The sequence below is a fragment of the Pseudoalteromonas sp. c7(2019) genome (assembly GCF_011378625.1).
Taxonomy (GTDB): domain Bacteria; phylum Pseudomonadota; class Gammaproteobacteria; order Enterobacterales; family Alteromonadaceae; genus Pseudoalteromonas; species Pseudoalteromonas arctica.
Map to the genome: position 1 here is coordinate 160522 of NZ_WTKS01000010.1, position 26245 is coordinate 186766.

Sequence of the window (26245 nt, forward strand, 5' to 3'; positions counted from 1 at the left end):
TCGGATGCGACAAGATGGAAACCCTGCATATGATTCTTCCTTCATTAACATCAAAAGAATTAGAGTTAATTGACGCATATTGGCGTGCCACAAATTACTTGTCGGTAGGTCAAATTTATTTATGCGATAACCCACTTTTAGAACGCCCACTGGTACTAAGTGATATTAAAAATATGTTGCTTGGGCACTGGGGAACAACACCCGGGCAAAATTTTATTTATGCGCATTTAAATCGCGTTATTAAAATACACGATCTAAATATGATTTATGTATCTGGCCCAGGGCATGGCGGGCAAGCTATGGTTGCTAATACCTATCTTGAGGGCACCTACAGTGAAATTTACCCTGATATAAGCCAAGATAAAGCAGGTATGCAAAAACTGTTTTTGCAGTTTTCGTTTCCCGGTGGCATTCCTAGTCATGTGTCGCCCGAGTGTCCGGGCTCGATTCATGAAGGTGGCGAGCTGGGCTATTCTTTGAGTCATTCATTTGGAGCTGTATTTGATAATCCAGACTTAATAGTTGCTTGTGTGGTGGGTGATGGTGAGGCAGAAACAGGGCCTATTGCAACTGCATGGCATTCTAATAAGTTTCTTAATCCTATCAGTGACGGTGCTGTTCTCCCTATATTGCATTTGAATGGGTATAAAATTGCGAATCCTACCGTTTTAGCGCGTATTACCCGTGAAGAATTAGAGCAATTAATGTTCGGTTATGGCTGGAGCCCTATTTTTGTTGAAGGACATGAGCCTGAGCTAATGCATCAGGCTATGGCTAAAGCACTTGATGTCGCAATACATCAAATAAAAAAAATAAAAAAAGATGCTCTCGATAATAACGATCCAACTCGTCCACGTTGGCCAATGATTATCCTCATTTCACCTAAAGGGTGGACGGGTCCAAAGCTCGTAGATGGTTTTCAGATAGAGGGAACATCGCGTGCGCATCAGGTTCCTATTTCTAGCCCATCAGCTCATCCAGATCATTTGCAATTATTAGAAAGCTGGCTGCGTAGCTATCATCCAGAAACACTTTTCGATTCACAAGGGCGTTTATTACCAGAGCTTGCTGAATTGTCCCCAACGGGGAATCGCCGTATGGGAGCAAATCCTCATGCGAATGGTGGGTTGCTGCTAGAAGATTTGCATATGCCTGATTTTCGCGATTATGCATGCGAAGTAATCTCTCCCGGTATACGAGGAATTGGTGATACCAGAGTTTTAGGTCCATTTTTGAGAGATATAGTTGAGCTTAATGACGAGCAACGTAATTTTAGAGTATTTGGACCCGACGAAACAGTATCCAATGGTTTAGGTGCACTGCTAGAGGTAACCGATAGACAGTGGAATGCAGCAACCCATAGCAACGATGAGCAGCTTTCGCCTAGTGGCAGAGTAATGGAAATGCTGAGTGAACATCAATGCGAAGGTTGGCTTGAAGGATATTTATTAACCGGCCGCCATGGTTTGTTTAATAGTTATGAAGCGTTTATTCATATTATTGACTCGATGTTTAATCAACATGCTAAATGGTTAAAAGTGGCGGCAGGTTTACCATGGCGTAAAAAAATCGCTTCACTTAATTATTTACTGGCATCGCATGTATGGCGACAAGATCACAACGGTTTTACCCATCAAGATCCGGGTTTTATCGATCATGTTATTAATAAAAAAGCTGAAATTGTGCGCGTTTATTTACCGCCTGATGCTAACTGCTTGCTGTCGGTAATGGATCATTGTTTGCGAAGTCGTCATTACGTTAATGTAGTTATTGCAGGCAAGCATCCTGCGCCGCAATGGTTAGATATGGTGGCAGCTGTTAAACATTGCGAGGCAGGGATTGGCATTTGGCAATGGGCGGGTAATAGCGTAGATGCAACACCTGATGTGGTGATGGCTTGTTGTGGTGATGTGCCTACATTGGAAACGATGGCAGCCGTTATGATTTTACTCGAGCATTTTAGTAATCTTAGAATCCGGGTTGTTAACGTGGTTGATTTGATGCGTTTACAGCCTAATACCGAACATCCTCACGGGTTAATCGCAGAGGATTTTGACACTCTGTTTACTATTAATAAGCCGGTTATTTTTGCATTTCATGGCTACCCAACGCTTATTCATAGGCTTACGTACAAGCGTAATAATCATCATAATATTCATGTTCGCGGGTATAAAGAAGAAGGCACTATTACAACTGCTTTTGATATGACGGTATTAAACGAGATTGATCGTTTTCATTTAGTGTTAGACACACTGGAACGCCTGCCAAACTTGGGTACAAAAAGAGACGCACTAAAAAAACAGCTTGAAGAAAAGCTTGTTGAGCATAAAAAATATATTAATAAGCATGGGCAAGATCTCCCTGAAATTCGTAATTGGCAGTGGCAGGCGCATCAATGAATTTTGTAGCTCAATCCACGATTAGTAAATTTGAAAATCTCGGTACAATTACCGCTATACGCGGCAGCGTAATTGACGTGCGTTTTGACACAAAGCTACCTGCGATTAATTCAATGCTTAGTGCTGGCGAAAACAAACAGTGTATTTTTGAAGTGCTAGAGCAGCGCAATGAGCATCATGTAAGAGCAATTGCGCTCACGCCTACACAAGGACTTGCGCGTGGCATGGAAGTTGTTGACAGTGGCGGACCGTTACTTACCCCTGTAGGTAAAGGAACCTTATCGAGAATGTTTGATGTGTTTGGTAACACGCTTGATGGCGGTGGTGAGCTTAAAGATGTTCAGTGGCGCTCTGTACATAATAAGCCAGTGCCATTAACCGAACGGTCAACCCAATCAGAGATTTTTGAAACTGGTATAAAAGTAATTGATCTGCTGGTGCCGTTAGAACGTGGTGGCAAAGCGGGATTGTTTGGCGGTGCAGGTGTTGGCAAAACAGTGTTATTGACTGAAATGATTCACAATATGGTGGGCAAGCACAAAGGTGTTAGCCTATTTTGTGGCATAGGTGAGCGTTGCCGTGAAGGCGAAGAGCTTTATCGCGAAATGAAAGACGCGGGCGTTTTGCCAAACATGGCGATGATTTTTGGGCAAATGAACGAGCCACCAGGGAGTCGTTTTAGGGTGGGGCATGCAGCTTTAACTATGGCTGAGTATTTTCGTGATGATGAGCAGCGAGATGTGCTGTTGCTAATCGACAATATATTTCGTTTTATTCAGGCAGGCTCTGAGGTATCGGGCTTAATGGGGCAAATGCCTTCAAGGCTTGGTTATCAGCCTACTATGGGCACAGAGCTTGCCGGCTTAGAAGAGCGAATTGCCAATACACAAAATGGTGCTATTACTTCTATTCAAGCGGTGTATGTACCTGCCGATGATTTTACCGATCCGGCCGCAGTTCATACATTTTCTCATTTATCGGCTTCTATTGTGCTCTCTCGCAAACGCGCTAGCGAAGGATTATTTCCGGCTATAGATCCCCTGCAATCTAATTCAAAAATGGCGAGCCCCGGGGTTGTGGGAGAGCGCCACTACTTACTTGCACAAAAGGTACGTAGCACCTTAGCGCAATACAATGAACTCAAAGATATTATTGCTATGTTAGGGCTTGAACAGTTATCAGTTGAGGACCGCAACATTGTTGGACGCGCAAGGCGTTTAGAGCGTTTTCTTACTCAGCCATTTTTTACAACAGAGCAATTTACTAGTTATAAAGGCAAACTTGTTAGCCTTGATGATGCGCTAGATGGGTGTGAACGCATTTTAAATGATGAATTTAAAAACGTGCCAGAGAGTGCACTTTATATGATAGGTGCCATAAGTGAGGTCAAAATAAAATCCACAGTAAATAATAATGAGGAGGCAAGTGGTGCCGCAAACTCAGATACACCTTAAATTATTGCTGCCATATGAGATATTTTTCGACAGGCATGATGTGACTCATGTTGTTGCCGAAACAAGCGAAGGATCGTACGGATTTTTACCCAATCGCCTTGACTGTGTTGCGCCACTAACCCCAGGTATTTTGACATTTAATTGCGAAAAAGACGGTGAGATATTTGTAGCCGTAGATGAGGGCGTATTAATTAAAACAGGAAACACTGTGCTGGTATCGGTGCGAAGTGCCATATTAGGTACTGATCTGGCGACACTTCGCAGCGCTGTAGATAAAGAGTTTTTGGCACTCAATGAACAAGCACAACAAGTAAGAACAGTGATGGCTAAATTAGAAAGTAGCTTTTTAAATCGTTTTCGACTTTAACCACTAAAAGCTATTTATTTATGACAAACAAAAAAGACGACCTAGGTTCAAAAGACTCACAAAGCAGTTCATCAACACTTGCAGAACAAGTAGAAATAAAAGCCCAGCGTAAGCTAAAAGCAAGGCTTAACTCTCATCAAAAAATATGGTTTGGTTTAGGAATGATGGGCCTCATTGGTTGGTCGGTTGCAGTGCCTACCATACTTGGTGCAAGTTTAGGTGTGTATATAGATTCGCATTATGAAAGCGATCATTCATGGACATTGGCTTTATTGGTTGCGGGTTTAGCACTTGGGTGCTTTAACGCGTGGCACTGGATGAGCAAAGAAGACAGCGCGATACATCAAGAGCAAAAGGATGACGAAGATGCATGAGCTAGTTGGCGTATTAATTATTGTTAGTGTAGGTCTAATGCTTGGTGCCTTATTTTTTGGTGGCCTATGGTGGACGGTGCAAAAAAGTATGGTATCGACTCACCCAGCGCTATGGGTTGTGCTGAGTTTATTTATACGCATGGGAATTACTTTAAGTGGCTTTTATAGTGTGATGACGAGTGACTTATTATCAAGATCTTGGTTGCAATTACCACTGTGTTTATTTAGCTTTTTGATAGCCCGTTTTATTACCACTTATGTTACCCGTACTGCATCAACCTCTCATTTAGCAAAGGTGACACATCATGCACCTGAGTCCTGATACGGTTATTTATTGGCAAAATGGTTTTTTAAAACTCAATGCAACCATCGTTTTCACTTGGGTTTTAATGTTGGTTTTGGTGATTAGTTCGATATTGATAACCCGTAAGCTTTCAACCACGTTAAAGCGTTCTCGTTGGCAAAATTTTTTAGAAATTATAGTAACGGGGATCACACAACAAATTGAAGACGTAGGCTTGAATGACGCTAAAAAATACCTTGGCTTTTTAGGCACACTGTTTTTATTTTTAGTAACCGCGAGCATGTTTACCATTGTTCCGGGTTATGAGCCACCCACGGCATCGTTATCGACTACAGCAGCACTGGCGCTCACCGTATTTATTGCAGTGCCTTTATTTGGTATCAGTGAACAAGGGCTTGGCAATTACTTAAAATCTTATATGGCTCCTACTTTTATTATGTTGCCATTTAATATTATTAGCGAATTATCACGGACACTTGCTCTGGCTGTGCGGTTATTTGGCAACATGATGAGCGGGGCAATGATCATTGGCATTTTGTTAACCATTACACCCTTTATATTCCCAATCGTAATGACGGCACTGGGTTTGCTTACAGGCTTAGTACAGGCTTATATTTTTACTATTTTAGCCGCCGTCTATATTGCTGCGGCTACGCGCTCAGTAAAACCAGCCAAACAACGAGTTAATTAATCACGTATTTCTACACATCATACTTGGAGAGAACATGGATAGCATGACAATGATAGCAATGGCATCAATCGTTATTTCAGGAATTACAATTAGTTTTGGTTGTTTAGGTCCATCGCTTGGCGAAGGCAAAGCAGTAGCAACGGCATTGAGTGCATTAGCACAGCAACCTGATGCATCAGCAACTATTACGCGTACGCTCTTTGTAGGGCTTGCGATGATTGAATCGACCGCAATATACTGTTTTGTCGTGTCGATGATTCTTATTTTTGCCAATCCGTTTTGGAACTACGCTATTGCACAAGCTGCAGGAAGTTAAACCATGCTAATTGATTGGTTTACAGTTGCAGCCCAAGTGGTTAATTTTTTAATTTTGGTGTGGTTACTAAAACGCTATTTATATAAACCAATTTTGCACGCTATTGATAGGCGAGAAGAGCGTATAGCCGCTGAGTTAGACGATGCTGAAACAAACCAAAATGAAGCACTGGCGGAGCGTGAAAAGTTTTTTCTGAAAAATGAAGAGTTTGAACAACAACGTACACAAAAGATGCAACAAGTAAGCGTGAGTGCTAAGCAAGCAGAGCAAGCACTTATATTAGAGGCGCAAAAAAGAGTCCAAAGCTGGGGCACCAAATATCAACAAAATATAGTAAAAGAGACTGATAATTTAAAGGAGTCTTTAAGTCGAAAAGTTAAGCAAGAGGTATTTGCTATTAGTCGCAAAACCTTAACTGAACTGGCATCAACAACTTTAGAACAACAAATATGTGAGGTGTTTACAGCCCGCTTATATAAGCTTGATGACGACAAAAAAACCACTTTAGCGCAGGCGCTAAATACAAATAGTGAATTTGTACCTGCCTTAATTCAAAGTGCGTTTGAGCTAACTGAATCTCAGCGTTTAGCACTTAAGAATGCTATTAATACTGTGTTTTCAAAAGATATTACCATTAAATTCACCACCGATGAGAGCCTTATTAGCGGGATTGAGTTATGTGTTAATGGACAAAAGCTGGTGTGGAGTATTGACGATTACTTACAATCAATCGAGCAGGAAGTTGATATGTTACTAAAACAAAAAACAGCTCAGCCTACAACTTCTCAACCTGTTGATAAGTGATGAGTGACCTTAGTGAAAACACTCAAAATAAAAACACAAAAATACACAGTTTAACAAACGCGTTTGGTGATGTGTTTAAGCACATTCAGCAAGGGCTAAAAACAGTTAACTCAAAATTGAACTTACATGAAGTTGGTATCATTACCAGTGTATCAACGGGTATTGCGAAGGTGTCGGGATTACCTGGCGTTGGCTTTGAGGAACTAATTATATTTCCCGGTAATGTGCTTGGAATTGCGTTTAATATTGATGAAAAAGAAGTCGGTGTTGTGCTTTTAGGTGAATACGCCCACTTACAAGCTGGGGATGAAGTGCGCCGCAGTGGTCGTGTAATGGATGTAGCGGTTGGCAATGCGCTATTAGGGCGAGTGATAAACCCACTTGGCGAGGCACTAGACGGTGGAAGCGTTATACAAACCGAGCAGCGTTTACCAATAGAGCGTCCAGCTGCACCAATTATGGACCGCTCTCCTGTTACTACGCCTTTGCAAACCGGACTTATTGTAATCGATGCAATGATCCCAATAGGGCGAGGACAACGAGAGCTTATTTTAGGTGACAGGCAAACAGGTAAAACAGCTATAGCCATAGACACGATTTTAAATCAGCGAGAACAAAATGTAATTTGTATTTATTGCGCTATTGGTCAGCGGGCATCAACGGTCGCTAAATCAATAGCAATATTACGCGCGCAAAATGCAATGGCTTATACGGTTGTTGTTGCAACAGAGGGTAATGAGCCACCGGGCTTACAGTATATAGCGCCTTACGCTGCAACCAGTATTGCAGAATATTTTATGGAGCAAGGACGTGATGTACTTATTGTATATGACGATTTAACTAAGCACGCAAGAGCTTACCGCGAGTTGTCTTTGTTGTTACGACGACCGCCCGGACGAGAAGCATTTCCTGGGGATATTTTTTATATTCATTCACGATTACTAGAGCGTGCGACCCATTTAAATAAAGAACGTGGCGGTGGTTCCTTGACCGCACTCCCCATTATAGAGACCGAAGCTCAAAATATTTCAGCCTATATTCCAACTAATTTAATTTCGATTACCGACGGGCAAATTTATTTATCACCCTCATTATTTGCTCTAGGTGTATTACCAGCCGTTGACGTTGGTAAGTCGGTTTCTCGTGTGGGCGGTAAAGCACAGCGTGCTGCGTTTCGTGCAGTTGCTGGCGATTTAAAGCTTGCATATGCTCAATTTGAAGAGCTAGAAACCTTTGCTCGTTTTGGTGCCCGACTTGATGATGATACACGGCGTATAATTGAACATGGACGGCGTATTCGAGCGAGCTTACATCAATCTGAATCATCACCTATGCCAGTGCCTGAGCAAATTATGCTATTACTCGCACTCAGTAATGGCTTTTTAGATTCGATTGAACTGCTAAAAATAAACGACGCAAAAAATATTCTTAAAAAAGCAGTTGCGCAGTTAGACGATACTTTGTGTGATAGATTTGATACCGCTAAAAGCTTAAGTGATGACGATCGACAAACAATTGTTGAGTTGGCTAAGCGCGCACTTGTTGATTTTGAGCCTGAAAAGAAGGCAATAACAACATGAGCAATAGTGCCGCTAATTTACGCCATAAAATAGCCAGTGCAAGTGATTTACAAGGCGTGGTAAAAACGATGAAGGCACTTGCTGCCTCGAGTATTGGGCAATATGAAAAATCGATTAGCTCATTGACCGATTACTACCGGGCAGTTGAGTTAGGATTAAGTGCGAGTTTGCGTGATGACATGTCATTTCAATTTTCACCACAACCCAAAAATTTAAATGAAAGCAGAGCGGGTGTGATCATATTCGGCTCAGATCAAGGGTTGGTAGGGCAATTTAATGAAAGTATTACCGACTTTACAATTAAAGCGCTAAGTAACGAGACCCAGCCACCTCTAATTTGGGTGGTAGGCGCACGTGCTGCATCTCGACTTACCGATGCCGGCTTTAATTTAGTAAAAGTATACACAGTGCCAGTGAGTGTTCACGATATAGATACCTTAGTTAGGCAAATTCAAATAGACAGTGAATCAAGCTTAGTTCTTAATCCTGGTTGCCGTGTATTGGTGTTTTATAATCAACCTAAACAAGGCGCGCTTTATGAATGTGTGTCTCAGCGATTACTCCCACTTGACGAGCAATGGCGAGATAATTTTAAAAATATTTTATGGCCAACTAAAGCTTTGCCAGAAGTACTCTGCAAGCACTCTACAACAATAAGAGCATTGATCCGCGAGTATATTTTTATTTCTCTCTATCGTGCATGTGCCGAGTCGTTGGTCAGCGAAAATAGCAGCCGTCTTGGCGCAATGCAACGCGCTGAAAAAAATATTGAAGAGCTACTTGATAAGCTTTCGAGTGAGTTTAATACTCTCCGTCAAAGTACCATTGACGAGGAGTTGAGTGATGTACTTGCAGGTTATGAATTACTAAATAAAATAGACTAGGGGCTGTTGATCTTAGAGGTTGAATTTGAAGCTCTATGTGTTTTTTTAATCAAAACATCGCCTATACAGTGCGGTTATTGACTCTTTGTAACTCGATTTTTACTTATTCTTACAAAAATGTAAGCCATTAGAGTAACGCAGAAGCCGCTACCGAGCCCGCTAGGTTACAAATCGCGCACGATTACCCCCCTGTAAATTGAATGAATTTTAATCATGAAATGTCAACAAAACTCACAAGGATAATTTACAAGAAATAAAGCTATAACCTGGTTGTAAGCGATCGTTAATTAATGATTAACTGTTGAAGTTGAGTGTTCAAGAGTGGGTAGTGCTTTTTCTTTGAGGTATTTTATTATTGTTTTGAACTGGTATGACTGAGTGGATTCGAACTGCTGACCCTTGGACCGGGTGATCAAGAGTGGGTAGTGCTTTTCTTTTGGTTTTTTATTACTTTGATTTGGTACGACTGAGTGGATTCGAACCACTGACCCTTGGACCGGGTGATCAAGAGTAGGTAGTGCTTTTTCTTTGGATTTTTATTGCTTTGAATTGGTACGACTGAGTGGATTCGAACTGCTGACCCTTGGACCGGGTGATCAAGAGTGGGTAGTGCTTTTTCTTTTGGTTTTTTATTACTTTGAATTGGTACGACTGAGTGGATCCGAACTGCTGACCCTTGGACCGGGTGATTAAGAGTAGGTAGTGCTTTTTCTTTGGTTTTTTTATTACTTTGAATTGGTACGACTGAGTGGATCCGAACTGCTGACCCTTGGACCGGGTATCAAGAGTGGGTAGTGCTTTTACTTAGGTTTTTTTCATTACTTTGAAGTGGTACGACTGAGTGGATTCGAACCACTGACCCTTGGACCGGGTGATTAAGAGTAGGTAGTGCTTTTACTTAGGTTTTTTTCATTACTTTGAAGTGGTACGACTGAGTGGATTCGAACTGCTGGCCATTGGACCGGGTGATCAAGAGTGGGTAGTGCTTTTACTTAGGTTTTTTTCATTACTTTGAAGTGGTACGACTGAGTGGATTCGAACTGCTGGCCATTGGACCGGGTGATCAAGAGTGGGTAGTGCTTTTACTTAGGTTTTTTTCATTACTTTGAAGTGGTACGACTGAGTGGATTCGAACTGCTGGCCATTGGACCGGGTGATCAAGAGTGGGTAGTGCTTTTACTTAGGTTTTTTTCATTACTTTGAAGTGGTACGACTGAGTGGATTCGAACTGCTGGCCATTGGACCGGGTGATCAAGAGTGGGTAGTGCTTTTACTTAGGTTTTTTTCATTACTTTGAAGTGGTACGACTGAGTGGATTCGAACTGCTGGCCATTGGACCGGGTGATCAAGAGTGGGTAGTGCTTTTACTTAGGTTTTTTTCATTACTTTGAAGTGGTACGACTGAGTGGATTCGAACTGCTGACCCTTGGACCGGGTGATCAAGAGTGGGTAGTGCTTTTTCTTAGGTTTTTTATTACTTTGAAGTGGTACGACTGAGTGGATTCGAACCACCGACCCCTACCATGTCAAGGTAGTGCTCTAACCAACTGAGCTACAGTCGTACAATTTTTGAGGTTTTACTTAAATTTTGGTACGACTGAGTGGATTCGAACTACTGACCTTTGGACCGGGTGGTCAAGAGTAGGTAGTGCTCTTTCCTTCAATTATACGTTTCATTAATGTTGGTACGACTGAGTGGATTCGAACCACCGACCCCTACCATGTCAAGGTAGTGCTCTAACCAACTGAGCTACAGTCGTATTACTTTATTTAAGTAGGTGTTAATTGCTTAACAACGGCGGCTAATATATAGCGTGGCGGTTGGTGAATCAAGCAAGTTTGTTGTTTTTGAGTTTATTTGCCGTTTTTTTATTCATATTGGGCTTATTTCACACGTTTTATAAAAACCTTGCCACCAAACCACATGTTTTTTAGCTGAGCTTTTTAGTAAGTTCAGTAAGTTACTTGCTGAGCCCGTTTTTACTAAGTTATTAATTTGAGGGCTTGAGATACTTTCGTTAAACCAAAGCTCATTATAAAGCGGTTGTAGTGCCTCTAGATAACCAGTTAACTGCGCTTGATAGGGCTGAATTTCTTTTAGGTAAAACTTTTGAAATACGTTGCTTATGATTTTTGCGTTTTTATTATTTTTATCCTGTGGGCACAGCGTATTAAAGTTTAATGTTTTTACAAACTGCGTGGCGTTGTTATTTAACACTACCTGCTTGCGGACCGATTGAATGAGTGCCTGGTTAAATTGAAATTTATTAAGCTGCTCGAGTGCACTAAAAATAGAATCGCTATTAATTTCACTAAATTCTTTAGCCTTAATTTGTTGCTTAATGAGTACAAGTTGCTTTAGCGCAAGTACGGTATCACTAAAACCAGCAGGTTCAGTAGTAAGCTCGTTTGAGGTGAGTTGCCAGGTACGATTTAACTCAGGCTCTTTAAATAACATGGTGTTAAAAAAGTGCATTAGGTGTGTTTCTTTGTAGTTTTTGGCTGCGAGTATTTTTGTGTAACTAGGACTATTTTTATCAAGCGTGTCTAAGCAAACCTGCGCACTTTTAATAAAGTTTATTTGATATTTTAATTGCCCAGCAGCGCTGGCGGTTTTTCCTAATTGGTTATTGTGCTCACTTATAAGCACGTTAAGCTTACATTGGCTAATGCCTGCAAGCTCAACAATGCTCAGTGTTAAGTCACTTTGTGCTATTGGGGTAGGCTGCAGTAAGGGGAGTTGCTTGAGTGGCGCAGGTTGTGTTGGACTTGTATCAGCTGTGCTACTTAAGCGTTCAATATAAGTAACGTTTATACTACTTTGTGGTTTGTTGCAGCCAGTAAGCGTTAAAAAACACATTACCAGCAAAGCAGCTGGTAATGTTTTAAGGCTGAGTTTATTAGTTTTGATTGAGTGCATCAATTTTAAGAAATTCATATTTTAGACGTTTTTTTACCGTTAGCATTAATAAAATAGCAGCGACACTAAGACCTACTATTATCCCAGTCCAGAAACCGTGTGGCCCCATAGCTGGCACAATTATGTCTGTTCTTGCCAATACGTAACCTAAACAAAAGCCGATTAACCAATACGATATAAACGTAATATACGATATAGGCGTGGTGTATTTTAACCCACGGAGTATGCCATTTGCTGCAACTTGCAGTGCATCAGGTAATTGGTAAATACACGCTAAAATCATAATTGATGAAGCCAATGCCATAACAGCGGGGCTGTCGGTATACAGTTGGCTAATTAAATCACGACCGGCAAACGTAATAAGCGCTAAAAATAACGCAACAGCAATGGCTAAAATATAGCTGGTAGAAACCGCAACTTTTAATTGAGTCATGTTCTTTTGGCCATATAAGTTACCTATACGAATGCTAATAGCGATTGATAGGCTCAGCGGCATCATAAACAGCAATGTAGTTACACTGGCTGCTATTTGATGCCCCGATATAGCTACTGCACCTAAATGCGCTATAAATAGCGGTATACACGCAAATAAAGTGACTTCAAAAAAGGTGGCGAGTGAAATTGGTATACCTAACTTAGTAATAATACCAATGGTAGTGAAATTAGGTTTTTCGAATGATGAAAGCAGGCCTTTAGCATCTACTTTTTTACTCATTTGGCAGTAAGTGACTTGCGCTATTGCCATAACAGTTAAAACAATTGCTGTGGCAATGCCACAGCCCGCGCCGCCATAAGCAGGAAAACCAAATAAGCCATTTATGAAAATATAATTTACCGGAATATTAACAGCTAAACCTAATAGGCTTATGTAAAACGCGGGCTTGGTCATTCCCATACCTTCGGTAACGTTTCTGTATACCGTAAAAATTAAAAATCCAAATACACCCCATTTCACAAAGTGAATGTAGTCAATGGCAAGGTTTGCAATTGCAGGCGTTGTATCGAGCTTAAAAATAATAGCATCTGCTAAATGGGCAATTCCAAAGCCTGTAAAGCTCAAAATAGCGGTTAAATAAAGCGCTTGTTGAAAATAGTGGCTAATGCCTTTGCGGTCATCACTGCCCGAAAACTGCGCAATAATACCAGTAAGCGCTAATAAAATACCTTGAAGGCCAAGTAATAAAGGGTTCCATATTCCTGTTGCAATAGACAGTGCAGCTAAGTCAGTAGGGCTAACTTGACCTGCCATAATTGTGTCGACGACCGACATTAAAATAAGTGTAACTTGCGCTAAAAAAACAGGTAAAGCGAGGGAAAGTAAACGCTTGGCTTCCCAATTGCAAAAGGTCATAAAAACAGCTAGTTGATAAAATAGGGCGTAATTGTAATCTATTGGGGTTTAAATAAAAATCACAGTAGTGAATGATTTTATGAGTTGATACGTTAAACTAGCACTTTGTAATAATTTAAAGTGATTTTATGTTTACAGGAATAGTGCAAACGCAAGCTACGGTGGTCTCTAAGACTCAAACAGACGGTGTTTTACGCTTAGTTGTATCGGTGAGCGATGAGTACGTTAAGCATTTAGATTTAGGCGCAAGTATTGCTATTAATGGCTGTTGTTTAACAGTTGTGCAAGTTGAGCTAAGTAATCACGATGTGGTAGCGCAAGTGCATTTTGATGTGATTGACGAAACCCTAAAGTTAACTAATTTAGGACTGCTTGAGTTAGGTAGTTTAGTTAATTACGAACGCTCTGTTACGTTTGGTACTGAGCTAGGTGGGCATATAGTGTCTGGGCATATTCATTGTACGTCACAAATTTCTCAAATAGTGAAGCTTGAGAATAACTGTAAAATTCAATTAAGCCTGCCAAAAGAGTGGCAAAAGTATGTGTTATATAAAGGGTTTGTTGCGATAAATGGCGCAAGCTTAACCGTGGGCGAAGTTGATGAACAAGGTTTTTGGTTACACCTAATTCCGGAAACGCTCGCCATTACAAACATTGGTGCAGCGCAAGTGGGTGACAAGTTTAATATTGAAGTTGATCAGCAAACTTACACTATTGTAAATACGGTAGAAAACTACTTACGCCATCAGGCTTAAGTTAAAATATTTGTTCGTCGTCACTGTCTACGTGTAGCTCTAACTTATTGTTAGCATGATCTATATGCATATTTAAATGAATTGGGTTACAGCAGGCAGTGCAATCTTCTATGTAGTCTTGATCGCCCATGCTTGCGTCTAAGTCTAAATGTATGTGGTGTCCGCAGTGTGGGCACGTTATTCGTTGTGATAAAAAATCTTTCATAATCACTCCAGTTATAAATAATTAAGTTAGATTCAACTTAATCGCTTACAGATGAACGCCTACTTATTACTCATTAAATATAGTGCTGAAATGCAGCTTATGACACTTATTTTATACCTTCAAATACCAGCTTTTCTATATGTTGTTTAGCTTCAGTAAGATAGTGACCGGCAAAGATGTTAGCGTGATTTAAAATAGGGTATAGCTGGTATATTAACTTACGTTTTTCGTAATTTTGAGAAAGCGGGTAGTGCTGGTTATAGGCGCTATAAAAGTCTTTTGGCAGTGGCGCAAATAGTTCGCTCATTGCAATATCCACTTCCCGATCACCATAATAACAAGCGGGGTTAAATACCGTTGGCTCTGCTTTTAAAAAGCCCATATTTCCTCGCCAAAAATCGCCATGCAGTAATGAGGGCTCAACTTGATGACTATGCAGCTGTTCTTTAACGGCATTAATTAAGCGCTCGGGTTCAATAAAGTTAATGCCTTTTTCAGCGAGTAACTGTAATTGCCACCCTATACGTTCTTCGGCGTAAAATACATCCCATTTTTTATGCCAGCGATTAGGTTGTATGGTAGTGGCTATGTAGTTGTCTACATCAAAACCAAACATGGCTTGGTCGTGTTTTTGATGCATTTTAGCGAGGCTGCTTCCCATAGTTGCCCACGTGTTGTGGGGTTGTTTATCTAAAACAAGCCACTGTAAAACAATAAACGAAAACTCTATATTTGCACCGGTTGTAATACATTCAGGGACTTTAAAATTACTATTTTGCGCTAAAAGCTTTAAGCCAATAAATTCACTTTCTAAACGCTCGAGTTCGCTTTTTAATGCTATTTTAACGAAGAAGTTATGCGTACCATTGGTAATATGAAATAGTTTATCGGTATTTGTACTTTGTAATTGGCGTTTATAGGTGTGTTTAAAGTCAAAATTAATGGCTTGGCTGATGTGCTCATTTACTGTTTTCCACATAACAATTGCTCGCCTTTTAAACAGATATTTAAACTATGGCAAAAAGGTATTAATTTAACAATCTAAACGTTGTAAAATTAATGACTATATTGCATAAAAATTACACTTACTGTAATGGAGTAAAAATGAACAAAAGTTTAATAACCAATTTGCTAGCGGGTTTATGTGTTGTTGTAGGTTTTATGTTTAACCAAGCAATTGTGTTATCTGTTGGTTTATTTGCACTTTCTGGCGCGGTAACTAATTTATTAGCGATTCATATGTTGTTCGAAAAAGTCCCGTTTTTATATGGCTCAGGCGTTATAGCGCTTAAGTTTGAAAGCTTTAAAGTAGCTATACGAAACCTAATATTAACGGAGTTTTTTTCAGAGCAAAAAATTAATAATTTACTCAATAAAGCGCAGCCCAACATCGATTTTGAGCCAATAATTAGCAATGTTGATCTAAACCCTGCATTCGACAATTTGTTAGAGGTAATAGAGCAATCTCAGTTTGGTAGCATGCTTGGGATGTTTGGCGGCACAGCGGCAATAGAGCCAATGCGTGAAAAGTTTATTGAAAAAATGCAATTGTCGCTTGGTGAAATCTCTCAAACTGACGACTTTAAAGCATTAGTAACCCAAACACTTTCACAAGGTAATAGTGCAGAGAGCCTACATAAAACGGTACTTAAATTAGTTGATGAGCGCTTAGATGAGCTTACCCCAAAAATGGTTAAAGAGATTATTCAAACCATGATCCGCGAGCACTTAGGGTGGCTTGTAGTGTGGGGTGGTGTGTTTGGTGGTTTATTCGGTTTAATTGCAGCGCTTATTTAAGCGCTGTTTTGTGTTAAGTGATATCTGTAAAATAATTAAATTAAATACTTTTTTGCGGCTGACTTATTTTTTCAGGCTGTTATTATCGCCCCCATAATTTAGTCGTGTTTTTTAGGAGCAACGGTGAGCAAAACGTTAGCCAGTTATTATCAGCAAGCATACGCTTGCGATCAGCAGCATTTTAACCAGTGTTTTTATTGTGGCTGTGAAGCGACAGAGCGCGACCATTGTCCGCCGCTGCATATGCTACAAAGCATTGTTGATTTAGGTGAAGAAGCTGATTTTATATCTATTCCTGCGTGTTATGAGTGTCATGCACTTTTACATAACGAAAGGCTGATGACGATTGATGAGCGTTTCACTAAAATGAAGAAAAAGCTTGCCACTAAATACGCAAAACCTCTGCGTGTTTATAACATGTGGGAAGAAAACGAACTTGGCGATATGAGCGATGAGTTTGCGCATAGTATTCAAGCGGGTATGAAATTAGGAAAAGAAGCCGCTGAGCGTTTAGCGTTTACTGGTTTTAGCTATGCCACAGAAGATGCCAAAGTAGCAGTACGTGAAAAAACAAAAGAGTTTGATGTAGAAGGCATGATATTTACCGACTTTAAAGAGGCGCTAAATTACTGCATTAATGATTTAAACGTACAAAAAAGTGACTTTTATAAAATTTTGGTTGAAGACTACCAAGGGGATTTTAATAAAGCGCTAAGCCAGTATCGTCACCGTCATGACAAAGTGACAGCGGCTAAAGACGGTAATACAATTATTAAAGATTTTTCAAAGTTACATAAGCAAAACTCTGATTTTGTAACGCGTACGGTTAAGCACTTTATTAGTAAAGATCCATCGCTTACAACCGAAGGTGCGCTTGAAAAGTTGTATAACAATTATATAAAGAAATAATTACAGATATTCATCTTAATTAACTGCGTTTTCACCTGTTTTTTTGGCTTTATTCCTTAGCTTTCGCTAAAGTAGCAAAAAAACAGGAGATCCAAACAACATGCAAAAATTTGCACCTTCTTTATTAGCAGTTGGCTTAGCTGCTGCACTTGTAGGTTGCCAAGAAAACGGCCCGCAAGACGATAAAATAACAATCAACAAAAATCCTTACCCAAGCACTTATCAGCCCGTTTCTACATCAAGCACACTTATTACAAATGCAACAGTACTTACAGGTACTGGTGAGCGTTTAGATGAAGCTGATGTATTACTTGTTGACGGCAAAGTACAACAAGTTGGTAAAGACTTAACTGCTACTGCTGATATTACAATTGATGCACAAGGCAAATGGGTAACACCGGGTATTATTGACGTACATTCACATTTAGGTGCATACCCAAGCCCGTCGGTTGAGTCGCATCAAGATGGTAACGAAATGACCAGCCCTAACACTGCAGAAGTGTGGGTTGAGCATTCTGTTTGGCCACAAGATCCTGGCTTTAATCGCGCACGCGAAGGCGGCATTACTTCTCTACAAATTTTACCAGGCTCAGCTAACTTATTTGGTGGACGCGGCGTTACGCTTAAAAACGTCCCTGCACACACTATGCAAGGTATGAAATTTCCAGAGGCGCCGTATGGTTTAAAAATGGCGTGTGGTGAAAACCCTAAACGTGTTTATGGTCGTCAAGGTGTATTGCCTTCAACTCGTATGGGTAATATGGCAGGTTATCGTATGGCATGGGCTGAAGCCGCTGAATACAAACGTGCGTGGGATAAGTACGATGCCGATTATGAAGCCGGTTTAAACCCAGAAGCACCAGTACGTGATATTAAACACGATACGCTTCGTGGTGTGCTTGAGGGCGAAGTACGTATTCATAATCATTGTTATAAAGCTGAAGAAATGGCAATGATGATTGACCTGTCAAAAGAATTTAATTACGACGCGGGTACATTCCATCACGGTGTAGAAGCATATAAAATTGCTGACCTACTTGCCGAAAATGGCTCGTGTGCTGCACTTTGGCCAGACTGGTGGGGCTTTAAAATGGAAGCCTACGACATGGTTCAAGAAAACGTAGCTATTGTTGATGCTGTTAAAAATTCATGTGCGGTTGTTCACTCAGATTCAGATACCACTATTCAGCGCTTAAACCAAGAAGCTGGCAAGGTTATGTATCGTGCTAACGAAAACGGTTTTGATATTTCTGAGCAACACGCTATTAAATGGATCACGGCTAACGCTGCTAAATCGCTAGGTATTGATGACAAAACAGGTTCACTAGAAGCAGGTAAGCAGGGCGATGTTGTTATTTGGAATCAAAGCCCATTTAGTGTTTATGCTAAAGCTGAACAAGTGTTTGTTGATGGTGCAAAAGTTTACGATAGAAACGACAGCGCGTATCAAGCAACAAGTGATTTTATGTTAGGTCAACAATAAGGAGCACCCAGAATGAAAAATTTATCACGTTCGTTTTCGCTTTCTCTGGTTGCTGCAGGATTATTAGCATCTGGTGCTGTAAGCGCACAATCGCTAGCAATTATTAATGCAACATTGCATACGTCATCTGATCAAGGTGTATTAGAAGCGGCAAGCATTGTAATGACAGATGGTAAAATCACAGCGATTAACCCAACTGAAATTAAAGTAGATCAAATTATTGATGCAAAGGGCCAAATTGTAACCCCTGGCTTTATTGCAAGTATTAATCAACTTGGTTTAGTTGAAGTAAGTGCAGTTGCAGGCTCTCGCGATGCTGGCGAGGAAAAAGCCGGTATTGATTTTGACGTAAGTCTTGCTTACAACGCACATTCAAGCTTAATCCCTTACGCTCGTAAAGGCGGTGTAACACGCGATGTAATTACCCCTCATGGCGGCGATAGCATTTTTTCAGGCCTTGCAAGTGTTGTTGATTTAAGTGGTAGTTTTGATAGCGACATGCAAAAACAAGCGGCTTTAATTGTTTACTTAGGTGAGCGCAGTAAAGGCTCTCGTGCTTTTACTTTGCAAACACTGATTAATAAACTTGATGAGCACAAAACTAAAGCCGGTAAAAAAGCGAAAAAAGATGACGACAAGCCAAGTACTGAAGACAAAGTAATGGCAAAAGTACTCAGTGGCGAAATGCCATTAGTGGTTGGCGTATCACGTGCGGCGGATATTATTGAGCTTATTAAAGTAAAAGAGCAATTTGGTATTAACTTAGTACTTAACGGCGCACAAGACGCTGTTGTAGTTAAAGAGCGCGTTGCTAAAGCAAATATCCCAGTGATTATTAGTGCAATGGACAGCTTACCAGCAAGTTTTGATTCGCTTCATGCGAGTTTAGATAATGCAGGTGTGCTAGAAAAAGCAGGCGTTAAAGTATTATTAACGGTAGGTGGTGATGCAAGTCACAACATTTATCAGCTGCGTTTTGATGCTGGTAATGCAGTATCGTATGGTATGAGCCAAGAAGGTGCGTTAAAAGCGGTTACATCAAACGTTGCTGATGTATTTGGCATTAATGCAGGTAGCCTTGAAGTAGGTAAAGCTGCTGATGTAGTAATGTGGAGTAATGACCCGTTTGAACTAAGCAGCCACGTGAGCAAAATGTTTATTAATGGCGTTGAGGTATCTACACAATCTCGCCAAGATAAACTGCGTGACCGTTATACGACTGATTCAAAAATGCCACGTGCATATACTAAATAATTAAAATAAATTTAATTATTTTAAAGGCCGCTATTTTATAAATAGCGGCCTTTTTGTTTGTAAAATTTAGACATAAAAAAGCCGCTTACTTTTACAAGTAAGCGGCTTTTAAATTTAAACCAATATTTATACTAATTTAGCAAGAATATCGTTAAATGTAGTGCTTGGACGCATCGCTTTAAAGGCTGCATCATCGTTAGGCTGGAAGTAACCGCCTAAATCAACTGCAGGGCCTTGCGCATCGTTAAGTTCACTTACGATTTGTTCTTTATTAGACTCAAGGTCGCTAGCAATTTGAGTAAACTGTGCTTTAAGTTCACTGTCATCATTTTGCTTAGCAAGTTCTTGTGCCCAGAATAAAGATAGGAAGAAATGAGAACCACGGTTATCAATTTCTTTCACTTTACGTGAAGGAGACTTGTTTTCTGCTAAGAAAGTACCAGTCGCTTTATCTAGCGTATCAGCAAGAACTTGTGCCTTGTTGTTACCCGTAGTTACGCTTAGGTGCTCAAGAGATGCAGCAAGTGCTAAAAATTCACCTAAAGAATCCCAACGTAAGTGATTTTCTTTTTCGAATTGTTGAACATGCTTAGGTGCAGAACCACCCGCGCCAGTTTCAAATAATCCACCACCGTTCATAAGTGGAACAATTGAAAGCATTTTAGCACTCGTACCTAGCTCTAAAATTGGGAATAAATCTGTAAGGTAATCACGTAAAACGTTACCTGTTACAGAAATAGTGTCTTTACCTTCTTTAATTCGCGCTAGTGAGAACAATGTTGCTTCAAGCGGTGCTAAAATTTGAATATCTAGGCCAGCTGTATCGTGATCTGGTAGGTATTTATTTACTTTTTTGATTAGCTCTGCATCATGTGCACGGTTTTCGTCTAACCAGAAAATAGCTGGAACGCCTGTTGCGCGTGCACGATTTACTGCAAGCTTAACCCAATCTTGGATTGGTGCGTCTTTAACCTGACACATGCGCCAAATATCGCCTTGCTCAACACTGTGCTCAAGTAATGTATTACCATTTGCATCAACAACACGGATAGAACCGTCAGCTTTAGCTTCAAACGTTTTATCGTGTGAACCGTATTCTTCAGCTTTTTGAGCCATAAGGCCAACGTTAGGTACGCTACCCATAGTTGTTGGATCAAACGCGCCATTTACTTTACAAAAATCAATAGTTGCTTGGTAAATACCCGAGTAACAACGATCTGGAATTACAAAGCTAGTGTCTTGTAATTTACCATCGTTATTCCACATTTGACCGCTTGAACGGATTGCAGCAGGCATAGAAGCATCGATGATCACGTCACTTGGTACGTGTAGGTTTGTAATACCACGGTCAGAATCAACCATAGCAATAGCAGGGCGGCTAGCGTAAACAGCTTGAATGTCCGCTTCAATTTCTTCGCGCTTAGCATCGTCTAATGTTTGAATTTTAGAATATACATCGCCTAAACCATTATTTACATCAACACCTAGCTCTTCAAAAAGCTCACCGTGTTTAGCAAATACATCTTTGTAGAATACTTTTACAGCGTGACCAAAGATAATTGGATCAGATACTTTCATCATTGTCGCTTTCATGTGAAGCGAGAATAAAACACCTTTTTCTTTAGCAGCGTCAATTTCAGCAGCTAAGAAAGCTTGAAGCTTAGAAGCGCTGATGCTTGATGCATCAATAACTTCGCCAGCTAAAAGAGGCGTGCTTTGTTTAAGTACAGAAACGTCGCCGTTAGTTGCAACATGTTCAATACGTACATCAGTGGCTGTATCAACAGTTACTGACTTTTCTGAACCAAAGAAGTCGCCTTCGCTCATGCTTGCAACATAAGACTCTGAATCTTTGCTCCACGCACCCATTGAATGCGGGTTGTTACGTGCATATTCTTTTACAGAACCTGGTGCGCGACGATCAGAGTTACCTTCACGTAGTACTGGGTTTACTGCACTGCCTTTGATTTTGTCGTAAGCAGCTTGAATTGCTTTTTCTTCATCATTTTTAGGTTCAACAGGGTATTCTGGAAGAGCGTAACCTTTTGCTTGAAGCTCTTTAATTACAGCGCGAAGCTGTGGTACAGATGCACTGATGTTTGGTAATTTGATGATGTTTGCTTCTGGTGTTTTAGCAAGCTCGCCAAGTTCAGCAAGTGCATCACCAATGCGTTGTTCTTGTGTTAAATAATCAGGGAAGCTAGCAATTACACGACCTGCTAATGAGATATCGCGAGTTTCAACTTCAACACCGGCCGCATTTGTATATGCTTGGATGATCGGTAGCAACGAGTAAGTTGCTAGTGCCGGAGCTTCGTCCGTTTTTGTATAGATAATTTTTGATGTCATCATCATTCCTAGATAGTAGACCGAAAAGGTCTTATTCAACAATGCAAAGAAAATCATTACTAATGAGTGAGTACATATTATTAAACAAGTTAATGAATACATACGCTCGTAATGAATAGTTTGTTAGGTGTTGGTACTCAGCGTTGCTCTTTTATAAAAGCAGAATAGTCACACCTGACGAACTGGAATTGTATTTATAGCTAAAAAATTAACAAAAATAAATCAGCCTTTAGCCTAGTACATATAAAAGAGGCGACAAGTTGGATTAGTTGCTGCGTTAATACGCAATTTTTAGCACCAAGAGTGTAACAAGCTTAAATAAAAAGGGCTAGAGGTTGAGCATGCCCAATAAGCAGTTAAACAATCAACTCTTAGAACATTGGGGTATATAAAATAAATTCAAGGAAAAGGGTTGAATTTGAATGAAAAGAGGCAATAAATAGGGGAGAAGAGATAAGTTAGTATGCTTAAGGAATTAAGCGAGGATCTTAAAAGGTCACTCGCTTTAGTCGAACAAAACAATAGTCACTCAATAATGTCACCATCTGGGGCAATATTTTTAGCGTGTAGACCTTTAGGTCCTTGTTCTAATTCGAATGTTACATCTTGACCAGCTTTAAGCGTTTTATAACCGTCCATTACAATTGTTGAGTAATGAGCGAAAATATCATTCTCGCAGCCGTCTTCTACGATGAAACCAAAACCTTTAGCGTTGTTGAACCATTTAACTTTACCGCAAGCCATACTTCTACATCCTTCAATAAGTTGACTAATTTAGTTATTCTAAATTGTATTATTTGCTAGACTGACTAAGGTTTAATCAATCTACGTTTGACTGTAGTTTATTTAGCCAACCAGTCAAGTGTTTTGAGTTATTTTTTTAACATTTTATTTATTTTTTATTCAAGTTTGCTTGAGTTACAAAGACAAGACTATATTTAATTATGAGTGGTATGAAAGATTCAGGTGTTATCGATACAGTTCGCGACAGCGAAAAGCAAAAGCTACAGCCGCCGCGAAAATATAAAGTTGTTTTAAATAACGACGACTACACGCCGATGGACTTTGTAATAGAAGTTTTAACGACGTTTTTTAATATGGATAGCGATAGAGCAACCGACGTGATGCTTCAGGTTCATGAAAAAGGTAAGGGTATATGTGGTGTTTACAGCGCTGACGTAGCCCACACCAAAGCTGAACAAGTTAACCGCTACGCGCGTGATAACGAGCATCCACTGCTTTGTAGTTGTGAGCAGGAATAAATACCAATTAGGGTGATCAAACATCCGATTGTTGTGGTATAAATTATTATCTCAGTAAGGGGTTGCCAATGCTAAACAAAGACTTAGAACTCACATTAAATGCCGCGTTTCGTGAAGCGCGCACTCGCCGTCATGAGTTTATGACCGTAGAGCACCTTTTACTTGCGCTGTTAGATAATCCTTCTGCAGGAGAAGCCCTAAACGCGTGTGGTGTTAATATTTCTGGTTTAAAAACCGAATTATTAGAATTTATTGACGAAACAACACCCGTCATTCCAGATTTAGAAGAAGAGCGTGAAACTCAGCCAACACTTGGCTTTCAACGTGTATTACAACGCGCTGTGTTCCATGTGCAATCGTCAGGTAAAAATGAAGTCACTGGCGTGAATGTGCTAGTTGCTATTTTTTCTGAGCAAGAAAGCCAAGCTGTATATTTACTTAAAAAGCATGATGTATCGCGTTTAGACATCGTTAACTTTATTTCGCATGGTATTTCTAAAGCAGATGATGAATTAGGCAACGACAGCGACGATATTCATGATGAAGTGCAAGAAGTTCAAAATGAAGAAGCAAGCAAGCTAGACAGCTTTACAACTAACTTAAACGTTCAAGCTCGTGAAGGTAACATTGATCCACTGATCGGACGCGACAGCGAAGTAGAGCGCACGGTACAAGTATTGTGTCGTCGTAAAAAGAATAACCCATTACTTGTAGGTGAAGCGGGCGTTGGTAAAACAGCCATTGCTGAAGGCTTAGCGTATCGCATTGTTAATAAGCAAGTACCAGAAGTAATTGCAGATGCTGTTGTGTATTCGCTAGATATGGGGGCATTGCTTGCGGGTACTAAATACCGCGGCGACTTTGAAAAGCGCTTTAAAAGCTTACTAAAAGAGCTACAAGCCGAACCAGGCTCTATTTTATTTATTGATGAAATACATACCATAATTGGTGCCGGCGCGGCGTCTGGTGGTGTTATGGACGCATCAAACTTGCTTAAACCACTCCTTTCAAGTGGTAAGCTACGTTGTATGGGTTCAACAACTTACAACGAGTATAAAAATATTTTTGAGAAAGACCGTGCATTAGTACGTCGCTTTCAAAAAATTGATGTACTTGAGCCAAGTGTTGCCGACACCACTAAAATATTAAATGGCTTAAAAGAGCGTTACGAAGAGCACCATGGTATTCGTTACACTCAAAAAGCACTAAAAGCAGCTGCAGAGCTCAGTGCTAAATACATTAATGAGCGTCACTTGCCAGATAAAGCAATTGATGTAATTGATGAAGCCGGTGCAAGTCAGCGCCTGCAACCTAGCTCTAAACGTAAAAAAACCATTGGCGTGGCAGATATAGAACTAATTATATCTAAAATGGCACGTATTCCTGCGCAAAGCGTCTCGTCAACAGATAAAGAAACGCTTAAAAACCTAGACCGTAACCTTAAAATGCTCGTGTTTGGGCAAGATCAATCTATTGACGCACTTACATCAGCTATTCGTTTATCTCGCTCTGGTTTATCGAGCGAAGAAAAGCCAGTAGGTTCGTTTTTGTTTGCAGGGCCTACCGGTGTGGGTAAAACAGAAGTAACTAAGCAACTTGCTAAATGTATGGGTGTTGAGTTTATTCGTTTTGATATGTCGGAATATGTAGAACGCCATGCAATTAGTCGATTAATTGGTGCTCCACCAGGGTATGTTGGTTTTGAGCAAGGTGGTTTATTAACAGAAGCAGTTATTAAAAATCCACATGCTGTTGTACTTTTAGATGAGATTGAAAAAGCGCATCCAGACATTTACAACATTTTGCTACAGGTTATGGATCACGGTACGTTGACCGATAATAACGGCCGTAAAGCTGACTTTAGAAATGTAGTGGTTGTAATGACTACCAATGCGGGCGTACAAGAAACTACGCGTAAGTCGATTGGTTTTACAGAGCAAGATCATACGCACGATGCAATGGGTGCAATTAATAAAGTATTTTCACCAGAATTTAGAAACCGTTTAGATAACATCATTTGGTTTAATCACCTTGAACGTGAAGTTATTTTACTGGTGGTTGATAAGTTTATTGTGGAACTGCAAGCGCAGCTTGATAAAAAATCAGTTAACCTTGAGCTTACGTCTAAAGCACGTGAGTGGTTGGCAGATAAAGGCTACGATAAAGCAATGGGTGCACGTCCAATGGCACGTGTTATTCAAGAAGAGCTTAAAAAGCAATTAGCTAACGAAATACTGTTTGGTGAACTTGTTGATGGCGGTACGGTTAAAGTATCGGTTAAAGACAAGAAGATTCGCTTTGATTACGAGAGTAATTTAACACCAGCGTAAAACGTTAATTAAATAATTTAGTTAAATAAAATGGCCCGCTACATAATAGCGGGCCATTTTTTTGCCCTTTTTATAGGCAACAAAAAACCCAGCAAAAACTGGGCTTTTTGTTTATTAAATGTAATTGCTAGTCAATGTCTATCAATTACATTTAATAAACGCTTAAAGCTAGTAAAACACTAGCCAAAAACTAAATCTCGTTTACGCACTTACTTAGCGAGCACGGAATACGATACGACCCTTTGATAAATCGTAAGGAGTCATTTCTACCGTTACTTTATCGCCGGTTAAAATACGGATATAGTTTTTGCGCATTTTGCCTGAAATATGAGCCACAACTACGTGACCATTTTCTAGCTCAACTCGGAACATTGTATTTGGTAAAGTATCAAGGACTGTCCCTTGCATTTCGATTACGTCTTCTTTCGCCATGTTTAGCGTAACACCTCTTTAATAG

Annotated in this window: 24 protein-coding genes and 2 tRNA genes; 17 read left to right on the plus strand and 9 right to left on the minus strand. The window is 40.2% G+C overall.

What is annotated here, in order from left to right; all coding sequences use genetic code 11:
* The first annotated feature begins 14 nt into the window (after positions 1–14).
* From GQR38_RS12885 to GQR38_RS12930, 10 genes are read left to right on the plus strand one after another with little or no spacing between them, the layout of a single operon-like run.
* The gene (locus GQR38_RS12885; RefSeq protein WP_206006194.1) at positions 15–2399 is read left to right on the plus strand and encodes a phosphoketolase family protein; all 2385 of its coding nucleotides are present in this window, start codon (positions 15–17) and stop codon (positions 2397–2399) included.
* A complete protein-coding gene (atpD, locus tag GQR38_RS12890) occupies positions 2396–3853 on the plus strand; it encodes a F0F1 ATP synthase subunit beta (protein ID WP_165721777.1) in 1458 nt (485 codons plus the stop codon). The genes GQR38_RS12885 and atpD overlap by 4 nt, the downstream gene beginning before the upstream one ends.
* Before the next feature lie 40 nt (positions 3854–3893).
* Positions 3894–4220: a F0F1 ATP synthase subunit epsilon gene (locus GQR38_RS12895; protein ID WP_290293871.1), complete on the plus strand. Its 327-nt coding sequence runs from the start codon at positions 3894–3896 to the stop codon at positions 4218–4220.
* A 20-nt stretch (positions 4221–4240) separates the two neighbouring features.
* A complete protein-coding gene (locus GQR38_RS12900) occupies positions 4241–4594 on the plus strand; it encodes an AtpZ/AtpI family protein (protein WP_165721775.1) in 354 nt (117 codons plus the stop codon).
* Positions 4587–4916: an ATP synthase subunit I gene (locus GQR38_RS12905; protein ID WP_010552604.1), complete on the plus strand. Its 330-nt coding sequence runs from the start codon at positions 4587–4589 to the stop codon at positions 4914–4916. The genes GQR38_RS12900 and GQR38_RS12905 overlap by 8 nt, the downstream gene beginning before the upstream one ends.
* The gene (locus tag GQR38_RS12910; RefSeq protein WP_010552605.1) at positions 4900–5589 is read left to right on the plus strand and encodes a F0F1 ATP synthase subunit A; all 690 of its coding nucleotides are present in this window, start codon (positions 4900–4902) and stop codon (positions 5587–5589) included. The genes GQR38_RS12905 and GQR38_RS12910 overlap by 17 nt, the downstream gene beginning before the upstream one ends.
* Positions 5590–5623: 34 nt before the next feature.
* Positions 5624–5905 carry a F0F1 ATP synthase subunit C gene (locus tag GQR38_RS12915; protein WP_010552606.1) on the plus strand — a complete coding sequence of 94 codons (282 nt, stop codon included), beginning with the start codon at positions 5624–5626 and terminating at the stop codon, positions 5903–5905.
* 3 nt (positions 5906–5908) lie between these two features.
* Positions 5909–6709, plus strand: coding sequence for a F0F1 ATP synthase subunit delta (locus GQR38_RS12920; protein ID WP_165721774.1), 801 nt, complete (start codon positions 5909–5911; stop codon positions 6707–6709).
* Positions 6709–8289, plus strand: coding sequence for an alternate F1F0 ATPase, F1 subunit alpha (locus tag GQR38_RS12925; RefSeq protein ID WP_165721773.1), 1581 nt, complete (start codon positions 6709–6711; stop codon positions 8287–8289). Before GQR38_RS12920 ends, GQR38_RS12925 begins: the two co-directional genes overlap by 1 nt.
* Entirely contained in the window at positions 8286–9173 is an 888-nt protein-coding gene (locus GQR38_RS12930) for a F0F1 ATP synthase subunit gamma (RefSeq protein WP_121955318.1), read from the plus strand. The genes GQR38_RS12925 and GQR38_RS12930 overlap by 4 nt, the downstream gene beginning before the upstream one ends.
* 1485 nt (positions 9174–10658) lie before the next feature.
* Here GQR38_RS12930 and GQR38_RS12935 read toward each other — a convergent pair.
* From GQR38_RS12935 to GQR38_RS12950, 4 genes are all read right to left on the minus strand, one after another.
* Positions 10659–10735: transfer RNA gene (locus GQR38_RS12935), tRNA-Val, on the minus strand.
* A gap of 121 nt (positions 10736–10856) precedes the next feature.
* A tRNA-Val gene (locus tag GQR38_RS12940) sits at positions 10857–10933 on the minus strand.
* A 113-nt stretch (positions 10934–11046) separates the two neighbouring features.
* A complete protein-coding gene (locus tag GQR38_RS12945; protein WP_165721772.1) occupies positions 11047–12111 on the minus strand; it encodes a DUF3080 family protein in 1065 nt (354 codons plus the stop codon).
* A complete protein-coding gene (locus GQR38_RS12950) occupies positions 12074–13444 on the minus strand; it encodes an MATE family efflux transporter (protein WP_007585131.1) in 1371 nt (456 codons plus the stop codon). The genes GQR38_RS12945 and GQR38_RS12950 overlap by 38 nt, the downstream gene beginning before the upstream one ends.
* Positions 13445–13572: 128 nt before the next feature.
* On the opposite strand from GQR38_RS12950, the gene GQR38_RS12955 reads away from it, so the two are divergent.
* Positions 13573–14199 carry a riboflavin synthase gene (locus tag GQR38_RS12955; RefSeq protein WP_007585130.1) on the plus strand — a complete coding sequence of 209 codons (627 nt, stop codon included), beginning with the start codon at positions 13573–13575 and terminating at the stop codon, positions 14197–14199.
* Between the two features lies 1 nt (position 14200).
* On the opposite strand, the gene GQR38_RS12960 is transcribed toward GQR38_RS12955, so the two are convergent.
* Together GQR38_RS12960 and GQR38_RS12965 are read right to left on the minus strand one after the other, a co-directional pair.
* Complete coding sequence (locus GQR38_RS12960; RefSeq protein WP_008166246.1) at positions 14201–14404, minus strand: CPXCG motif-containing cysteine-rich protein; 204 nt, start codon at positions 14402–14404, stop codon at positions 14201–14203.
* A 106-nt stretch (positions 14405–14510) separates the two neighbouring features.
* Complete coding sequence (locus GQR38_RS12965; RefSeq protein ID WP_101163040.1) at positions 14511–15383, minus strand: fructosamine kinase family protein; 873 nt, start codon at positions 15381–15383, stop codon at positions 14511–14513.
* Positions 15384–15508: 125 nt separating this feature from the next.
* Between GQR38_RS12965 and GQR38_RS12970 the strand changes: the two genes are divergently transcribed.
* The 4 genes from GQR38_RS12970 to GQR38_RS12985 all read left to right on the plus strand — a co-directional run bounded on the left by GQR38_RS12970 (position 15509) and on the right by GQR38_RS12985 (position 19847).
* A complete protein-coding gene (locus tag GQR38_RS12970; RefSeq protein ID WP_165721771.1) occupies positions 15509–16201 on the plus strand; it encodes a DUF445 domain-containing protein in 693 nt (230 codons plus the stop codon).
* Positions 16202–16324: 123 nt separating this feature from the next.
* On the plus strand, positions 16325–17110 hold the full coding sequence (locus GQR38_RS12975; RefSeq protein ID WP_007585117.1) for a hypothetical protein: 786 nt from the start codon (positions 16325–16327) through the stop codon (positions 17108–17110).
* A gap of 100 nt (positions 17111–17210) precedes the next feature.
* Entirely contained in the window at positions 17211–18593 is a 1383-nt protein-coding gene (locus tag GQR38_RS12980) for an amidohydrolase (RefSeq protein ID WP_007585115.1), read from the plus strand.
* 12 nt (positions 18594–18605) lie between these two features.
* Positions 18606–19847 carry an amidohydrolase family protein gene (locus GQR38_RS12985; protein ID WP_010552615.1) on the plus strand — a complete coding sequence of 414 codons (1242 nt, stop codon included), beginning with the start codon at positions 18606–18608 and terminating at the stop codon, positions 19845–19847.
* A 126-nt stretch (positions 19848–19973) separates the two neighbouring features.
* Here the strand turns inward: GQR38_RS12985 and GQR38_RS12990 are convergent, their stop codons facing one another.
* Both GQR38_RS12990 and cspD read right to left on the minus strand, forming a co-directional pair.
* Positions 19974–22196, minus strand: a complete 2223-nt coding sequence (locus tag GQR38_RS12990) for an NADP-dependent isocitrate dehydrogenase (RefSeq protein WP_007585113.1) — start codon at positions 22194–22196, stop codon at positions 19974–19976.
* A 525-nt stretch (positions 22197–22721) separates the two neighbouring features.
* Positions 22722–22940 (minus strand): cold shock domain-containing protein CspD, encoded by a 219-nt coding sequence (gene cspD, locus GQR38_RS12995; protein ID WP_002962500.1) that lies wholly within the window; start codon positions 22938–22940, stop codon positions 22722–22724.
* Positions 22941–23149: 209 nt separating this feature from the next.
* Here cspD and clpS point away from each other — a divergent pair, with 209 nt between their 5' ends.
* Both clpS and clpA read left to right on the plus strand, forming a co-directional pair.
* Positions 23150–23458, plus strand: coding sequence for an ATP-dependent Clp protease adapter ClpS (gene clpS / locus GQR38_RS13000; protein ID WP_007585109.1), 309 nt, complete (start codon positions 23150–23152; stop codon positions 23456–23458).
* A gap of 68 nt (positions 23459–23526) precedes the next feature.
* Positions 23527–25788 (plus strand): ATP-dependent Clp protease ATP-binding subunit ClpA, encoded by a 2262-nt coding sequence (clpA, locus tag GQR38_RS13005; protein ID WP_007585108.1) that lies wholly within the window; start codon positions 23527–23529, stop codon positions 25786–25788.
* A gap of 213 nt (positions 25789–26001) precedes the next feature.
* Here the strand turns inward: clpA and infA are convergent, their stop codons facing one another.
* Positions 26002–26220, minus strand: a complete 219-nt coding sequence (infA, locus tag GQR38_RS13010; protein WP_002962494.1) for a translation initiation factor IF-1 — start codon at positions 26218–26220, stop codon at positions 26002–26004.
* Positions 26221–26245: the final 25 nt, after the last annotated feature.

Bases quoted from the DNA above. Each gene is read 5' to 3' on its own strand.
- GQR38_RS12885 (WP_206006194.1), top strand. From the start codon at position 15: ATGGAAACCCTGCATATGATTCTTCCTTCATTAACATCAAAAGAATTA.
- atpD (WP_165721777.1), top strand. From the start codon at position 2,396: ATGAATTTTGTAGCTCAATCCACGATTAGTAAATTTGAAAATCTCGGT.
- GQR38_RS12900 (WP_165721775.1), top strand. From the start codon at position 4,241: ATGACAAACAAAAAAGACGACCTAGGTTCAAAAGACTCACAAAGCAGT.
- GQR38_RS12905 (WP_010552604.1), top strand. From the start codon at position 4,587: ATGCATGAGCTAGTTGGCGTATTAATTATTGTTAGTGTAGGTCTAATG.
- GQR38_RS12910 (WP_010552605.1), top strand. From the start codon at position 4,900: ATGCACCTGAGTCCTGATACGGTTATTTATTGGCAAAATGGTTTTTTA.
- GQR38_RS12915 (WP_010552606.1), top strand. From the start codon at position 5,624: ATGGATAGCATGACAATGATAGCAATGGCATCAATCGTTATTTCAGGA.
- GQR38_RS12920 (WP_165721774.1), top strand. From the start codon at position 5,909: ATGCTAATTGATTGGTTTACAGTTGCAGCCCAAGTGGTTAATTTTTTA.
- GQR38_RS12925 (WP_165721773.1), top strand. From the start codon at position 6,709: ATGAGTGACCTTAGTGAAAACACTCAAAATAAAAACACAAAAATACAC.
- GQR38_RS12930 (WP_121955318.1), top strand. From the start codon at position 8,286: ATGAGCAATAGTGCCGCTAATTTACGCCATAAAATAGCCAGTGCAAGT.
- GQR38_RS12945 (WP_165721772.1), bottom strand. From the start codon at position 12,111: ATGAATTTCTTAAAATTGATGCACTCAATCAAAACTAATAAACTCAGC.
- GQR38_RS12950 (WP_007585131.1), bottom strand. From the start codon at position 13,444: ATGACCTTTTGCAATTGGGAAGCCAAGCGTTTACTTTCCCTCGCTTTA.
- GQR38_RS12955 (WP_007585130.1), top strand. From the start codon at position 13,573: ATGTTTACAGGAATAGTGCAAACGCAAGCTACGGTGGTCTCTAAGACT.
- GQR38_RS12960 (WP_008166246.1), bottom strand. From the start codon at position 14,404: ATGAAAGATTTTTTATCACAACGAATAACGTGCCCACACTGCGGACAC.
- GQR38_RS12965 (WP_101163040.1), bottom strand. From the start codon at position 15,383: ATGTGGAAAACAGTAAATGAGCACATCAGCCAAGCCATTAATTTTGAC.
- GQR38_RS12970 (WP_165721771.1), top strand. From the start codon at position 15,509: ATGAACAAAAGTTTAATAACCAATTTGCTAGCGGGTTTATGTGTTGTT.
- GQR38_RS12980 (WP_007585115.1), top strand. From the start codon at position 17,211: ATGCAAAAATTTGCACCTTCTTTATTAGCAGTTGGCTTAGCTGCTGCA.
- GQR38_RS12985 (WP_010552615.1), top strand. From the start codon at position 18,606: ATGAAAAATTTATCACGTTCGTTTTCGCTTTCTCTGGTTGCTGCAGGA.
- GQR38_RS12990 (WP_007585113.1), bottom strand. From the start codon at position 22,196: ATGACATCAAAAATTATCTATACAAAAACGGACGAAGCTCCGGCACTA.
- cspD (WP_002962500.1), bottom strand. From the start codon at position 22,940: ATGGCTTGCGGTAAAGTTAAATGGTTCAACAACGCTAAAGGTTTTGGT.
- clpS (WP_007585109.1), top strand. From the start codon at position 23,150: ATGAAAGATTCAGGTGTTATCGATACAGTTCGCGACAGCGAAAAGCAA.
- clpA (WP_007585108.1), top strand. From the start codon at position 23,527: ATGCTAAACAAAGACTTAGAACTCACATTAAATGCCGCGTTTCGTGAA.
- infA (WP_002962494.1), bottom strand. From the start codon at position 26,220: ATGGCGAAAGAAGACGTAATCGAAATGCAAGGGACAGTCCTTGATACT.